Below are 15,278 nucleotides of genomic sequence, written 5' to 3' on the forward strand. Positions count from 1 at the left end.
TCAGACCATGGGAATCCGCGCCGTCGCGCACAGAACTGAAAGCACTTCCCGCCACGCCGGCGATGACACCGCCGTCGGCGCGGAGGGCCTCGTCAAGGTCTACGGCGATGGCGACACCGGCGTACGAGCCCTGGACGGGGTGACCGTCGGCTTCGCACGCGCCTGCTTCACCGCCATCATGGGCCCCTCGGGTTCCGGCAAGTCCACCCTCATGCACTGCCTGGCCGGCCTCGAAACCGCCACCTCCGGGCGGGTGCTGATCGACGGTACGGACCTCACCGGCCTGTCCGAACGGGCGCTGACCACCGTACGGCGCGACCGGATCGGCTTTGTCTTCCAGTCGTTCAACCTGCTGCCGCAGCTGACCGCGAGGCAGAACATCACCCTGCCGCTCGACCTGGCCGGCCGACCCGTCGACCAGGAGCTGCTCGACCACCTCATCGGCGTCCTCGGGATCGGCGGCCGGATGACCCACCGGCCCGGTGAGCTGTCCGGCGGCCAGCAGCAGCGGGTCGCGCTGGCCCGCGCCCTGGTGGCACGGCCCGCCGTGGTCTTCGCCGACGAGCCCACCGGCAATCTCGACTCCCGCTCCGGCGCCGACGTGCTGGGCTTCCTGCGGGAGTCGGCGCGCGCCCTCGGGCAGACGGTCGTCATGGTGACCCACGACCCGGGCGCCGCCGCCTACGCCGACCGCGTCGTCGTCCTCGCCGACGGCCGCATCGTCGAGGACCTGGACACCCCCAGCCCGGCGTCGGTCACCCGCGCGCTGCAGAACCTGGCGGGCACCCGATGAGCCGGGAACCGCAGCCGAGTACGGTCCCGGGACCGCGTCCGGGACCGCTGGCCGCCGTGCTGCGCACCCAGCTCGCCGGGGCGCTGGCCCGGCCCGGCCGACTCCTCATGACCGGACTGTCGGTGCTCGTCGCCGCGTTCGTCGTGTTCGGCACCGTGATGGCCCAGCAGATCACCGAACAGACCACCGTCGACCGGTTCCGCGGCACCCCCGAGGCCGCCGACCTGGTCGTGCTGGGCGACGACGACGTCATCACCGACGCGCAGCTCAAGGCCGTCCAGGCGGTACCGGGAGTGGCCGAGGTCGCCACCCGTACGGAGAACGGGGTGTCACTCGCCGAGGTCTCCCGACGCTATCTGGAACTTCAGGGCGACCCCGGCAGCGGACCGCTGTCCCGGGTGCGGCTCGTGACGGGCGGCTACCCGGACGGTCCCCTCGAACTGGCCGTGAACCGGCAGGCCGCGCAGCGACTGGACATCGAGCCCGGCGAGCGGGTCGGCCTGCTCGTCCCGGTGGGCGGGGACGCCGAGGAGACCGGCGAGACCGGCGAGACCGGCGAGACCGGCGGGACACGGACGGTCACCGTGACCGTCACGGGCGTGGTCGAGGCGAACTCCGACCGGGAGGCCATCGGTTACGCCCCCGCCGCCGCCCTCAACGCGATGGGACACATCGAGGGCTATCCACGGATCGACGTCCGCGCGGAACCCGGTGTGTCCGCCGAGGCGCTGACCGAGCGGCTGTCCGCGGTGTTCCAGCGCACTTCCGGTGCGGAGTTCGATCTCGTTCCCGGTGACACCGTGCGCGGCGATGAGGCCCAGGCCGCGGTGGACCAGTACGCGGATGTCTTCCGGCTCATCGCGATGTTCCTGGCGATCGCCGTGGTGGCCGCCGCTCTCGTCGCGACCTCGACGTTCCGCGTCGTCTTCGCCCAGCGTCTGCGCCAACTGGCACTCCTGCGCACCATCGGCGCCCACCGCGGACAACTCGTCCGGGCGCTCGCCGTCGAGGGCGCACTGGTGGGCCTCATCGCCGGTACGGCCGGCGTCCTGCTGGCACTCGGCGCCGGATACGCCGCACCGGTGATCGCCGACGCGGCCGGAATGAGCCTCTCGGCGCCCGCGGTGCCCGTGGCCGCGGCTGTGGCGGTGGTGCTCGGCGCCGTACTGGTGACCGTCGGCGCGGTGCTCGCTCCCGCGTCGTCCGCCGCCGGGGTCTCCCCGCTGCAGACACTGCGCAGCGCCGGCACCCTGGCGGGCGAACGCGGCATCGGCCGTGCGCGCCTCGGCACCGGCCTGCTCCTCGCCGCCGGCGCCGCAGGACTGGCCGGTGTGCTCCTCGCCGACCTGCCCGAACCCGGCGACCTGAACTACGACTCGGTCGCGGGCCTGATGCTGACGGTCCTCTCGGGCACCCTGGCGTTCCTCGCACTGATCACCCTCGGGCCGCTGCTCGTACGCCCGCTGCTGGCGGCCGCCGGGTGGCCGCTGCGCCGGCTCGGGCCCACCGGGACACTCGCCGTCGGCGGCATCGGCGGCGCTCCGCGTCGCGCGGCGGCCGTGTCGGTCGTCGTCGCGCTCGGCGTCACCCTGGTCTCCGGCACCCTCGTCGGCATCGAGACCCTCCGGGGCCACATGGACCGGGAACTCGCCGTCCAGGCACCCGCGGACTTCGATGTGAGCAGCACCGTGAACGGCGACGGCGACGGGAACGGGAACGACAACGGCAACGCCACCGACAACGGCAACGCCGTCGACGGCGGCACGGTGAACGGCCTCAGCGCCGACCTCGTACGCCGGCTCAAGGCCGTACCCCAGCTCGCCGACGTGACCGAATACCGGCAGACCGATGTCTCCGTCGACGGCATGGAGGCGTCCGCCGTCGACCTGGACCCGACCGCTCTGCCCTCCTCACGGCTGCTTCGCCCGGTGAGCGGCTCACTGAGCGATCTCGGTCCGGGTGAAGTGATCGTGAGCAGCAGATTCGCCAGGGGACTCGGCATGGCGGCCGGCGACAGCATCACCTTCACCACGGCGAAGAAGGGCACCCTGCGGATGTCCGTCGCGGCCACGCTGCCCGACGAAGGACCCCTGGGCGCCGACGCGATCGTCACGCCGGGCGACCTGGACAAGATGGGCGCCTCGCCGCTGCCGGCCGGTGTCCTCGCGAACGCCGCCGAGTCAGGACAGACGGCCCGCAACGCGGCGGAGCAGGCGATTCGCAAGACCGTCGGCCCGGACAGCGCGATGGAGCTGAGGATCCTCGCGGAGGACCGCGACGACAGCGCCGCCGACATCGAGATGATGGCCATCTTGTCGCTGGGTCTGCTCGGGCTCACCGTACTCATCGCCGTCGTCGGCGTCGGCACCACGACCGGCCTCACCGTGCTGGAACGCACCCGCGAGTCAGGACTGCTGCGTGCGCTGGGCCTCGGCCGGTCCGGGCTCCGCTTCCTGATCGGCATGGAGGCCGCCCTGTACGGCGTCCTCGGCGGCGTCCTCGGTCTGGCTCTCGGCGTGCCCTACGCCTGGCTGGCGGTCCGGCTGCTGAACCTCGGGGCGCCGCTGGCACTGCCGTACGGAGAACTGCTGGCGGTCTTCCTGGGACTGGTGCTCGTCACCGCGCTCGCCGGGCTGCTGCCCGCCCGCCGCGCGGCCCGGGTCAGCCCGGTGGTGGCGCTGGGCACCACCGAATGAGCGCGGAGCCGGAGAGACCGGAAGAGAAACGAACCCATGCCGACGAGCGAACTCAGCCACTGGATCCAGTACGCGATGGATCTCCTGGGAATCTTCGCCTTCGCGCTCTCCGGAGCACTTCTCTCCGTCCGCAAGGACTTCGACATCTTCGGAACGATCGCTCTCGCCGAGGCGGCCGGCCTGGGCGGCGGACTCTTCCGCGACCTCGTCATCGGTGTCACACCCGTGGCGTTCGCCGACCTCGGCTACTGCCTGGCGCCGCTCGGCGCGGCCCTGATCATCTTCTTCGGCGCGACCATCCACCACGACAGCTCCATGTTCGACGGGTTCGACGCGGCGGCACTGGGACTGTTCAGCGTCACAGGGACGATCAAGGCCCTCACCCATGGCTTCGGCCTCACCGCCGCGACCACGCTCGGGGTGGCCACGGCCGTCGGCGGCGGTGTCCTCAGCAGCCTGCTGGCGCTCGAAGTGCCACCCCTCCTCCGCTGGAACCGTGATCTGTACGCACTGCCCGCCCTCGTCGGCGCCGGCGCCGTGGCACTGCTGCACGCCGTCGAGGTGCTGAACGTCCTCACCGCGGTCGGTGCCGCCCTGGCGGCCTTCCTCCTGAGACTGCTCGCCCTTCGCCGCCACTGGCGCACCCCCCGCTCGCGTATGTGGCGCGATCCCTTCACCGGGATGCGACAGCAGGCGGGCTCCGGGCAGTCGTCCGTGCGGCCATCCGGGCAGTCGTCCGTGCGTTCATCCGTGCGGTCGGAGGGTGCGGCCGCCGTCCACGGTCAGTACCCGCCGATGGAGGACACCCTCCGCATCCGGCTCCCCGACCGGCACACGCGGTCAAGGCCGAAGTGATCAGAACCGGATTCGCCCGCCAGGCAGAACGGCCGAGCGGTGGGTCGGCCGAATGGCCGAGGTGCGGTGGGCGGAATCGGCTCCCGGGCCGAGGGGAGGACCTGCCGCCGGGCGAGATCGTCAAGGCATGCAGATACTCAACGTGATCCAGATCAGCATCGCCGTCCTCGCCGGGCTCTGCCTCCTCGTCGCCGGAGTGTTCTCCGTCCTGACCTCCCTCAGCGGTGCGGGTACGGAGGAACTCGTCGCGGGACGTGGGGCCAGGGCCCCGGAACCGTACCTCTCCACACGTCGGCGGGATGCCGACCGGCGTGACCGAGTGCCGCCCCGCTGAGAAGACCCGCCCCCGCTGAGAAGACCCGTCGCGCCGGAGAAGAACGAAGAGACAGAGACATGGAAGAACACGGAGGTGTCATGCGGTCTGCCACGGTGATCTCCCTCGACCGGGCGCGCAGCGGGCCACTGTTGCGCGAGGCGCGCAGAACTCAGCTGCTCCCTCCAGTGATCCACCCCTGGGGCGCACTCCACGCCTACGCGGAACTGCTGACCGGACGGCCGCGACCGCTGGCCGTTCTCGACGTGCCCGACGTGCCGGACGAGAGATGCGCGTACGTTCTCGGACACCGCGTCGCGCTGCTGCGGCGGCTGGCACCCGTGACCGTCCTCGTGCCCGAGGACACCTGCCCTGCCGCGCTGCTCGAAGCGGGTGCCACCAACGTTCTCGCGCGCAGCATGCCGGTCGATGAACTGGCCGCCCGGCTGGTGGCGGATCAGCGCTGGCTGGCCAGGAAGGAAGCACGCACGCCCCGATACGAGGGGCAGGGGCAGGGGCAGGGGCAAGCGCAGGCGCAGGTGCAGGGCCGGGAGCTGTCGCCTTCCTACCTGCCCGCCCACCAGGTTTCGCAGAAGGTTCTTCTCGGTCTCTTTCTCGCCGGTCCCCAGCCCTGGTGCTGCCACGATCTGACGCGTCTGCTGGGATCGGCCGAACAGCCGCTGTCCCGGGCCGCCCTCCGCGCCCGGATGCTGCGGCTGACCCCTCTCCTCGACCGCCTGGGACTGGCTCTGTGCAGGACCGGCCGCTGGGGGCGCTTCTCCTACACGGTCGTGTCCTCGGCCAGGCTCAGCCAGGAGACGCAACGCGCGGCCTGAAGCGCCAAGACCTACTGGACCTATGCCCCCGCACGTTCCTGGTCGGCGCGTTCCGCGGTCCAGGTGATGTGTGGGGGCTCGACGCGTGCGCAAAGGGGCCCGCCCTGTGCGTCGGTCAGGCCGAGGCGCCCGACCAGCAGCCCGTCGCGTGCGGCGGCGGCGAGTACGTCGGCGGGGATGACGTCGAGCAGCAGCTTGGCGCGGCGGAACATCGTGAAGGTGCCCGACTCGTCGACCGTGCCCCACGACAGGTAGATGAACCGTCGGCCCAGACGGTCCTGCACGTAGGGGCCTTTGACCTCGGTGCCGGTCGGCGAGACGTTCGCGGTGCACTCCAGGGTCCAGGTCGCGGACGGTGCGTCACCGGGCTGCGGATCGAGGAGTTCGGCCGGACGGTCACGGCGTTGCACGGCGACGTGGATGTTGCCGTACGCGGGGGTTTTGCCGTCGACAGGGGCCGGGCAGGTGAGGCCGGGCAGGTCGACGGCGTCGATGCGGATGCGCATGCCGGCCATCATCCCGCCATCATCCGCCCAGAGGTCAGCCGACCTCGAACCGGGGTGGGCCGCACCGCGCCGGCGTCCGGCGCGGTGCGTTGCGGTCGGCCTGCGGCTCAGTGGTCGTCGCGGATGGTGGTCGCGATGCCGTTGCTGATCACGACCTCGGCGGAGAAGCCCTTCTTGGCGGCCGTCTCCAGTTCGGCCTCGGTGCACTCGATACCGCCCTGGCCGCCCTCGCCCGTGTTCGTGTCACCGCAGATGTCGCCGTAACCCCAGATCTCGGTGTCCTCGGCGACGAGGAACTGCTGCTCGACGCCCTTCATGTCGGAGACCGTGTACTTGCCCGGCGCCAGGTAGGAGACGTTGCCGAACCAGGTTCCGTTGACACCCTTGCCCTCGTCGATGCCCTCGACGACGGTCTCGCCGGAGCCGGAGCCGGAGCCGGAGCCGGAGCCGGAGCCGGAGCCGGAGCCGGAGCCGGAGCCGGAGCCGGAGCCGGAGCCGGCGTCCTGCTGCGGGGCACGCCGCTCGGTCACCAGGGCCGCGATACCGTCCTTCATCTCCACGTCGGCGCTCACGGCGACCTTCTTGGTGGCCGCCTCCAGCTGATCCAGCGTGCACGGCGCGTCCACCTTGGACCCCGCCTCGCCGCATATCGTGCCTACGCCGTAGACCTCGGTGTCGTCGGACACCAGGAACTGCTGGTCGCCCTTGCCCGGCACGGACACGATGTACTTGCCCGGGGCGAGATAGGTGACCTTGCCGTTCTTGAACGAGCCGCTGACGCCGTTGGAGTTCTTGGCGTCCGATGCCTTCTCCGCGACCGCCGCCGGGCTGGTCCCGCTCGAGCCGGACGAGCTGTCGTCGGTGCCGTTCTGGCACGCCGTCATCAGCACCCCGGCGGTGAGCGCGGCGGTGACGACGACGGCCTTGCGCAGGTGACGGTTCATCACGGGAAGTTCCTTCCGAAGTGGGGAGTAGCAGGCGCCCGGCGGCGTTTCCGCCGGTTCCCGCCCTGTGCTCACTATGAGGAGTCCCAGAGGCCTCAGGTCACGCCCGTCTTCCCTTCAGGACACCGCCGTGGCACAGCCGTGACACAGCAACACATCGGCTCGGGGCCGCAGGCCGTGATGCCTGCGGCCCCGCTCGGGTGTTGGGGTCAGGACGGGTCGCCGTACTGCAGGCCGCGTCCGTTGGTGCCGACATAGACGCGCCCGTAGGTGTCGGGGTCGCCGGTGACGACGCCGGTGCCGCCGATGCTGCCCCACTGGTGGGCGTCGTCGTTGACGCGGAGCCAGGTGGCGCCCTTGTCGGTGGAGCGGAAGACGCCGGTGACGTCCTTGACGGTGCCGATCAGGTACAGGGCCTGGTAGGCGGCGCCCGGCGCGGCCTTGCCGAAGCCGAGGGCGGAGGCGGACTGCACCGTCCCGAGCGTGGTGAAGGTGCGGCCGCCGTCGGTGGAGTGCAGCAGCCCCTTGGCGCCGCCGGCGATCCACAGGTCCCCGGCGATACCGGGGACGGCCGCGAGCCGGCCGGCGGGCAGGTTGGTGGCGCGGGCGGTGAAGGTCGCCCCGCCGTCGGTGCTGGCGTGGAGCGTGCCGCCGGACAGTGAGTAGAAGGTCCTGTCCGAGGAGCGGTCGGCGACGACCACGGCGCCGTTGCCCAGGCCGCTGACCTGCGACCAGCTCGCCCCCTTGTCGGTCGAGCGGTACGGGGCCTGACCCTCCTCGGTCCAGACGATGGCGGAGCCGTCGGCCGCGAGCGCGACCTGGCCGCTGTCGGCGCTGCTCACCGGCTCAGCCTTGAAGCCGCTCCAGCTGCTGCCGCCGTCGGTGGAGTAGGCGCCGTCCTGATCGCCGCCACGGCCGACGCGGACCATCACCGACGGGTTGGACTGGGCGAAATCGATGTCGGTGCTGGTGATCATCATCGGGTTCTTCAGCCGCCCGGCGGGCACCTCGGCCAGGGAGCTGGAGGAGCCGTAGCGGAAACCGCCCAGGTCACCCATGGAGGAGATGACGGTGGCACCGCCGGGCGGGGCGATCACGTCCAGCACCGCGGTCTCCTCCAGCCCTCGGGCCCCCACGGTCCAGTGGCTGGTGCCGCCGCTGTCGGTGGCGCTGGCGTCCTTGCTGCGCCAGATGCCGCTGCCGGTGCCGTACAGCACGTGCCCGGAGTCGAAGGGATCGATGGCCAGGGCGGTCATCCAGTGCCCGGTGCCGGTACCGACGTAAGGAGCGCCGGAGGCGTCCCGCTCCGACTTCGAGGCCAGGGCCTTCCAGGTCGTGCCGCCGTCGGTGGTCCGGTAGATCTCGTCCTCGGGCCACCAGCGGTCGAGGGTGGTGACCATCACCGTGGACGGCTTCTGCGGGTCGACGGCCAGACCGGAGAACCCGTAACTGCCCTGGGACGGCGAGACGTTCTTCCACGCCCCGCCGGCCGGCGTGTACTTCCACACCGAACCCGCGGTCACGCCGTTGGGTCCGACGACGTCGGTGTACGTCAGGTACAGCGAGCCGTCACCGGAGAGCACGCCGTGCTGCGGCATCTGCCCGGTGGGCTGCCCGGAGACGGCCTGCCAGGTGCTGCCGCCGTCGGTGGAGCGGTACAGGGAGGTGGACTTGTCGGCGACGCCGGCATAGACCGTCTTGCTTCCGGCCGGTCCGTACGCCACGAAGGAGATGCCCGCGCCGCTGCTCGCCCCGTCCTTGACGGGGAAGGAGGAGACCTGACTCCATGTCACGCCATGGTCGGTGCTGCGCCACAGGCCGTTCTTGCGGGTGCCGAGGAGCAGGGTGCCGTTGTCCGAGGGGTTGATCGCCAGCCGTTCGCCCGCCCCGCGGCCGTCCTCGTTGGCGCCCAGCTTGAACGGCAGGTCGGTGCGCTGGAAGGTGCGGCCACGGTCCGTGGAGCGCAGGATCGCGCCGTTGCCCGCCCAGCTGTTGGTGTAGGTGCCCGCCCCGAGGTAGAGCCGGTTGGGTTCGACGGGGTCGGTGGCCACCGAGTCGATGCCGAGCAGGTTCCAGTCCTTCTCGCCGGCCCAGTCGGTCAGCGGGATCCACTGCTCGGCCGCGACATCCCAGCGGTAGGCGCCGCCCATGTCGGTGCGCGCGTACAGCAGGCCCTTCTCCCGCGGGTTGAACACCAGCCCGGTGACGTAACCACCGCCCACCACCTGGGCGTTCTTCCACGCATACGGTCCGGCCGCGGCCGTGGTCTGCGCCCCGCCGGCCTCGGCCGCCTGGGTCTCGGCCGCTTGGTTCTCGGCCGTTTTCACCAGCTTCCACTGCTGGTTGGTGCTGCCCCTGCCGGGATACTGGATGACTGCCGCGCCCTGGGCCGTGGAGCCTCCGGAGACGTCCAGGACCTGGCCGCTCCTGCGGGAGGTGAAGGTGACGGCGTCAGAACCGCTCACCTCGTCGATCCGCCACTCCTGGGAGGTGGAGGAGCTGTCGGTCTGCTGCTCGGCGGCAGCTGCCTGGGCGGTCGAACCGCCCGCTATGCCCAGCACTTTGCCGCTGTTGCGGTTCACCAGCTCGTGGTAGCCGTCCCCGGCGGGTCTCAGCTTCCACTGCTGGTTGGCGGTGTCCTGGTCGGTCCACTGCTGGATGCGGGTGCCGTCGGCGGTGGAGAAGGCGTTGACGTCCATCACCTTGCCGCTGCGCACGGAAACCAGCCGGTAGTAGGCATCTCCGTCGACCGTCGCGGCCTGCGAGTCCTCCTGCGCGAACAGGAGGTACGGCACGAGGACGGCGGGTACGCCGAGCAGCAGGCCGGTGGCGGTCCAGCGACGGCGGTGACGCCCGCGGCGCCCGCCGTTCGTGGGGCTTTTCATGGGGAGGTGCTCTCCTTGCATGCCGTTCACCAGAGGACCAGAGGAATGGCGGATTCAGGCACCGAAATGGCCGGATCCGACTCCTTGTGGTCACAGGCTTCGCAAAGGGTTGCCTTGGGCCGGGAAGTTCTTCGAAGTCACCTCGTGGTGCGGCAGGCGTGCGGTAGGCGTTGATCAGCGTTCAGTTGACGCCGGCCCCCGTCGATCGACGGGGGCCGGTCGGCCGACCGGCGGGGCACCTCCCGAAGCCCGTCGGATGGTTGACCGCCCCCACGCCCCGGCAACGTCGTCCCAGTGACTGAGATCGAGACCGTCAAGAAGGCCCCTCCGCGTTCCCTATCCTCACCCGAGTCCGCCACGGCGACGGAACGGCCGGCGCCGATGGCGCGGCTGGTCGGGCTGGACCTCGCCCGTGCACTGGCCGTCTTCGGAATGTTCGCCGTGCACGTCGGCCCCTGCCGTGGCTGCGGCGGCCGGCAACTCCGATCATCGCCGTCGGCACCATGTCCCTGACCCTCTACGTGGGCCACATCCTGGTCATCCTCGCCCTGCCCGGTCCCGGTGCCGCTCCCCGCCCCGGCGTCACGGGCTCCAGGTCTGCCCTCGGAGGTGGCGCAGAGCTCGTGCGGCGGCGTGGGCTCCGCACATTCCGTGCGCGCCGGGGCCGGGCGGGGTGGCCGCGGAGCACAGGTAGTGGCCGGGCAGACCGGTGTCGTACGGGTGCGGGGTGGGCCGCGGGCCGAACAGCAGCTGGGGGATGTCCTTGGCGCCGGTCATGATGTTGCCGCCGACGTAGTTCGGGTTGTACGCGGCGAATCCGGGGGTGGTGCGCACCGAGGTGCCGACGATCCGGTCCCGGAATCCCGGGGCGAACCGCTCGATCTGGGCGGTGATCGCTCCTGTGGCGTCGCCGGACCAGTCGGCCGGTACGTGGGCGTAGGTCCACACGGGGTGCACGTCGCCGGCCGACCGCGAGGGATCGGCCAGATACTGCTGGCCGACCAGGACGAACGGCCGCTCGGGCATCCGTCCGGCGTGGATGTCCCGCTCCGTGGCCGCGATCTCGGGGTACGTGCCGCCGACGTGCACCGTGCCGGCCCGCCGCGCCGCTTCGGCGGTCCAGGGAACGCCGCCCTCGACCGCGAAGTCGACCTTGAACGCCCCCGGGCCGTACCGGAACCGCCGGTAGGCACGCGCGACCCTGGGCGGCAGCCGGTCGCCCAGGATGTCGGCCAGTGCGGTGGGCGCCACATCCCAGAGGGTCACGTCCGTGGGCGGCAGTTCGGAGGCCGACCGCACCCGCACACCCGTCTCGATCTTCCCGCCGAGGTCGGTCAGCAGCGCGGCCATGGCGTCGGTGATGCGGCGTGATCCGCCGACGGCCACGGCCCAGCCGTGCCGGTGCCCCGCGGTGAGGATGCCGAGTCCGATAGCGGCGCTCAGCGGCCGGTCGAGAGGGTGGAAGGCGTGTGCCGCCACCCCGCCCCACAGTGCCCGCGCCTCGTCGGTCGCGAAGGCCTTCGCCAGCAGCGACGCGGGGGCCAGCGCGGGGACGCCGAAGCGGGCGAGTCGCACTGGGTGCCGCGGGATGCGGAGCAGCGGGCCGAGGATGTCGGCGTCGAAGGTGTCGTACGCCGCCGACGGGCCGTCGAACAGCCACCGCCAGCGTCGGCCGTCGCCGCCGAGACCGGCCGCGGTCTCGGCGACCGAGCGGTGCAGCACCCCTGCGGTGCCGCTGTCCAGCGGATGTACGCAGTCGATCTCCGGCAGCGCCCACCGCAGCCCGTAGCGGTCCAGGCCGAGCTCGCGCAGGAACGGTGAGCCGACCGTCATCGGGTGGACGGCCGAGCAGTGGTCGTGCAGCAGCCCGGGAAGGATCGCCTCACCGGAGCGGGTGCCGCCCCCGATCTCGTCGGCCGCCTCGAGGACGGTGACCTGTACGCCCTCCCGGGCCAGGGCGATGGCGGCGGCCAGCCCGTTGGGGCCGGCCCCGACCACGATTGCCGTACTCATGTCGTCAAGCTTTCCACCGTGCCCTGCTGCCCCACCACCGGCGACGACTGCCCGCGGGTCCAGGTCACGTCGAGCGGGATCGGGCCGTTCGGCAGCCACGGCTGCTCCTTGACCGCGTCGGCGACCCTCCACGTACCCCGCTCGATGACCCCGAGCGCGGCGTCGATCACCTGGTAGTGCTGCACCTTGCGATGAATGGCCTGCGACTCCACCCATACGACGATCCACTCGCCCGGGGCGAACCCGACCTGGGACTGCACGGCGTTGACGAGGTCGATGTTGTGCAGGTGGCCGTCGCCGAAGTTGAACCCGATCAGCGAGTTGCACGCGAACTCGCCTTCGCGCACGGTCCGTTGGTCGAGGTCGGGAAGGTTCTTCATGAGGACGGAGAACAGGCCGCGGCCCTGGCTGTGCATCGACCGCCAGGCGATCGTCTGCTGCATGGTGATCTCGGCGACCGCCGGCGGGTAGCCCATCGCCTGGAGCTGGTCGACCTGGTTGGTGGTCGGGCGGTGCGGCAGGGAGTTCAGCTTCTGCTCCGCGTCCGGCGCGAAGACCCACAGTGCGGAGGCCCAGTTGCCCGCGTACTGGCGCATCGAGGGCAGGAACGACACCAGGTCCGGGCGCAGATTGCCCAGCACGGGAAAGAACAGAAGCGCGGCGGCGATCCCGGCGGTCAGCCACGGCGAGGACATGTCGCCGACGCCATAGCCGTCCTGGGCCGGGAAGCCGAGGAACAGGAAGACCGACAGGTACGCGAACAGGATGTTCCACTCCAGCGGCACCGCCAGCGGGAACGTCGAGACGATGAAGAGGTGGAAGACGACCATCAACGCCACGGCGGCGACGGTCAGCCAGTGGTTCGTGGAGAAGAGCAGCACCAGCGGGGTGATGATCTCGACGGTGGTGCCACCGACGTGTGCGATGAGGGTCGCGGCCTTCGACGGGCGGATGTCGTGGGGGAAGTCGCGGTAGTGGAGCCGCTTGATCCGCTTCGACGGGACGCAGGGGCTGTTGGAGACCATCGGCGACACGACATTGGTGAAGTGCAGCCCGAACTTCGACACCCCGGCGCCGATCCACACCACGCAGATCAGCAGCTTCGCCGCGACGATCATGTCGGTGAGGGGCAGAACGGCGAAGAACACCAGCGCGGGCAGGTACTGCTCGCCCCGGGCGGCCAGGAAGAGCGTCTTGTCCCGCAGGCCGCACGCGACGTACAGCACGATCGGCGCGATCAGCAGGGCCGGGCGCACGAGTCCGTCGGTGGAGTCGGTGGGTACGGCGACCGCTGTCAGAAGGGACGCCAGGAAGGCCAGATAGAGGACGACGTCGGCCACCGTACGGCGGTCGCCGTCGGTGAACGGCACTCGCTTCCAGGGGCGCAGCCGGATGGTGCCGGGCCGGGCCCAGAACAGGATGCCGCCGGTCATCGGCTTGAACTTGCCCGCGATCGGGCCCCAGGAGCCGGCCACGCCCACTGCCTCCAGGAAGACCGTCCAGAGCAGGAGCTTCTGATAGACGTCCGGCTGGTCCCACCAGTGGGCGACGTCCCAGAACGGTCCGGCGTCCGAGGTCCAGGTCACCAGGGCCGTACCGGCGAGGACGTACAGGAGGAGGACCTTGACCACGTACGTCGTCGGAATCATCTTCGGCGAGCCGAAACCGTACTCCACCCAGTGCAGGGCCAACGTTTTCATGCGTTCCTGAAGAGGCTTGTCCAGGAATGTCTCCGGATCGACCGGCGGGAAGTCACCTGTTTTGAACCCCATTGTTCTCGCCTTTCTCGTACCGATTTTCGGGCGTGCTGATCCACACCGGGAATGCACATGAAAATGTCCGGGTGATGTGGGGTGACGTGGAGCGATTGTGCTTTATGAGCTCGCGGTGAATGAGCGCAGTCGGGGTTTGTCGATCTTCCCCACCGGATTCTTCGGCAGCGACTCGGTGACCACGACCGACACCGGTACCTTGACGCGGGCCAGCGAGCCGCGACAGTGGTCGACGAGCTCCTCGGCCGTGGCGACGGCACCCGGCAGCAGCGCGACGTACGCGACCGGGACCTCACCGAGCACCGGTTCGGGCGCGCCGACCACCGCCGCTTCCAGCACCGCCGGGTGGGTGTGCAGGACCTTCTCGATCTCCTTCGGGTAGATGTTCTCCCCGCCGCGGATGATCATGTCCTTGATCCGGTCGACCAGAACGAGATGACCGTCCGCGTCGAAGCGCCCGACATCGCCGGTGTGCAGCCAGCCGTCGACGACGGTCCTGGCCGTCTCGTCCGGCAGGCCGAGATAGCCGCGCATGACGTTCGGGCCACGGACCACCACTTCGCCCACCGATCCGGCGTCGAGGAGGTGGCCCTCGGCGTCCATCACGGCGACCGTCTGCCCCGGCAGCGGGAGCCCGACCGTCCCCGGCTTGCGCGGCCCGGCGGGCGGGTTCAGCGTCGACGCGCAGGTGCCCTCGGACAGCCCGTAGCCCTCGACGACCGGCACCCCGAACCGGTTCTCGAACCGGGCGATCAGCTCGGCGGGCATCGGCGCGGCCCCGCAGATCGCCCGGCGCAGCGACGAGGTGTCCGGGCGTACGTCGTCCGGCAACGAGACGAGCATGGCGTAGATCGCCGGTACCGCCGAGAAGTACGTCGGCCGCGCGGCCTCGACCGAGGCGAAGAAGGCCGACGCCCGGAAGCGCCCCGCGATCGTCGCCCGCCCACCGGCCAGCAGAGGCGACAGCACGCTCACCACGATCCCGTTGACGTGGAACAACGGCAGAACCAGCAGGCTGTGATCGGTCTCGTCCAGACCGATGCCGTCGACGATCATCCGGCACATCGCGGCGATGTTGGCGTGGTCGAGCATGACGCCCTTCGGGCGGCCGGTGGTCCCGCTCGTGTAGATGATCAGGGCGAGGGCGTCGGAGGCGGGGGAGTTGGCGCCGGATGCGAGAGAGACGGCGTCCTGGGCCTGGGCCTCGGCCTGGGCAGCGGCGCCGGCGAACGCGGCCACGTCCAGGGTTCCCATGCCGCGGCCTTCGGTGATCACCACCTTGGCTCCGGAATCCTCGATCTGATGGCGGGCCTCGGCATCGGTCAGCCCGGGATTCACCGGCGTGACCGCGGCGCCCAGCCGCCATGCCGCGAACATGATGACGACGAGTTCCAGACGGTTCGGAAGAGCCACCGCGACCACGTCGCCGATACCGATTCCGTGAGTGCGGAGAACACTCGCCGCGGACCGGACCCGTTTCAGAAAAGCGTCATTGTCCAGCTGCTCGCGATCATCTGCGACACAGGATCCGGTGGGATTCCGGCCGGCCCGGACGTCCGGCAATTCGGCGATGTGCTGCACGATTTCCTCACCATTGAGTCGCACCGTGACGAAGGTAATAGGCTAAAAGGCCACAACTGAAAGGTAGGCAGGGGATACGCGTCC

At 70.7% G+C, this 15,278-nt stretch carries 10 protein-coding genes and 1 pseudogene; 5 read left to right on the plus strand and 6 right to left on the minus strand.

Translation table 11 applies throughout. The annotated features are described in order from the left end of the window. The first annotated feature begins 7 nt into the window (after window positions 1–7). From G5C60_RS07940 to G5C60_RS07960, 5 genes and pseudogenes are all read left to right on the plus strand, one after another. Complete coding sequence (locus G5C60_RS07940) at window positions 8–793, plus strand: ABC transporter ATP-binding protein (RefSeq protein ID WP_165256163.1); 786 nt, start codon at window positions 8–10, stop codon at window positions 791–793. Further along, window positions 790–3,489 (plus strand): FtsX-like permease family protein, encoded by a 2,700-nt coding sequence (locus G5C60_RS07945; RefSeq protein WP_165256165.1) that lies wholly within the window; start codon window positions 790–792, stop codon window positions 3,487–3,489. Before G5C60_RS07940 ends, G5C60_RS07945 begins: the two co-directional genes overlap by 4 nt. A gap of 36 nt (window positions 3,490–3,525) precedes the next feature. Further along, window positions 3,526–4,143: pseudogene (locus tag G5C60_RS07950) on the plus strand (trimeric intracellular cation channel family protein); the annotation flags it as partial. A gap of 328 nt (window positions 4,144–4,471) precedes the next feature. After that, window positions 4,472–4,678: a hypothetical protein gene (locus tag G5C60_RS07955; protein WP_165256169.1), complete on the plus strand. Its 207-nt coding sequence runs from the start codon at window positions 4,472–4,474 to the stop codon at window positions 4,676–4,678. An 80-nt stretch (window positions 4,679–4,758) separates the two neighbouring features. Continuing rightward, complete coding sequence (locus G5C60_RS07960) at window positions 4,759–5,493, plus strand: hypothetical protein (protein ID WP_165256171.1); 735 nt, start codon at window positions 4,759–4,761, stop codon at window positions 5,491–5,493. A gap of 20 nt (window positions 5,494–5,513) precedes the next feature. Here G5C60_RS07960 and G5C60_RS07965 read toward each other — a convergent pair whose 3' ends face one another. From G5C60_RS07965 to G5C60_RS07995, 6 genes are all read right to left on the minus strand, one after another. Then, entirely contained in the window at window positions 5,514–5,999 is a 486-nt protein-coding gene (locus tag G5C60_RS07965; protein ID WP_241266589.1) for a DUF5990 family protein, read from the minus strand. 107 nt (window positions 6,000–6,106) lie between these two features. Next, complete coding sequence (locus G5C60_RS50970; protein WP_206439233.1) at window positions 6,107–6,943, minus strand: hypothetical protein; 837 nt, start codon at window positions 6,941–6,943, stop codon at window positions 6,107–6,109. Between the two features lie 209 nt (window positions 6,944–7,152). Beyond that, the gene (locus G5C60_RS07980) at window positions 7,153–9,828 is read right to left on the minus strand and encodes an RICIN domain-containing protein (protein WP_165256179.1); all 2,676 of its coding nucleotides are present in this window, start codon (window positions 9,826–9,828) and stop codon (window positions 7,153–7,155) included. A gap of 582 nt (window positions 9,829–10,410) precedes the next feature. Then, window positions 10,411–11,841, minus strand: a complete 1,431-nt coding sequence (locus G5C60_RS07985; protein WP_165256181.1) for a phytoene desaturase family protein — start codon at window positions 11,839–11,841, stop codon at window positions 10,411–10,413. Continuing rightward, window positions 11,838–13,613, minus strand: a complete 1,776-nt coding sequence (locus G5C60_RS07990) for a DUF3556 domain-containing protein (protein ID WP_165256183.1) — start codon at window positions 13,611–13,613, stop codon at window positions 11,838–11,840. Before G5C60_RS07990 ends, G5C60_RS07985 begins: the two co-directional genes overlap by 4 nt. Window positions 13,614–13,715: 102 nt before the next feature. Next, window positions 13,716–15,218: a class I adenylate-forming enzyme family protein gene (locus tag G5C60_RS07995; protein WP_338145733.1), complete on the minus strand. Its 1,503-nt coding sequence runs from the start codon at window positions 15,216–15,218 to the stop codon at window positions 13,716–13,718. Window positions 15,219–15,278 lie beyond the last annotated feature (60 nt).

Source organism: Streptomyces scabichelini, assembly GCF_011045015.1.
Taxonomy (GTDB): Bacteria; Actinomycetota; Actinomycetes; order Streptomycetales; family Streptomycetaceae; genus Streptomyces; species Streptomyces scabichelini.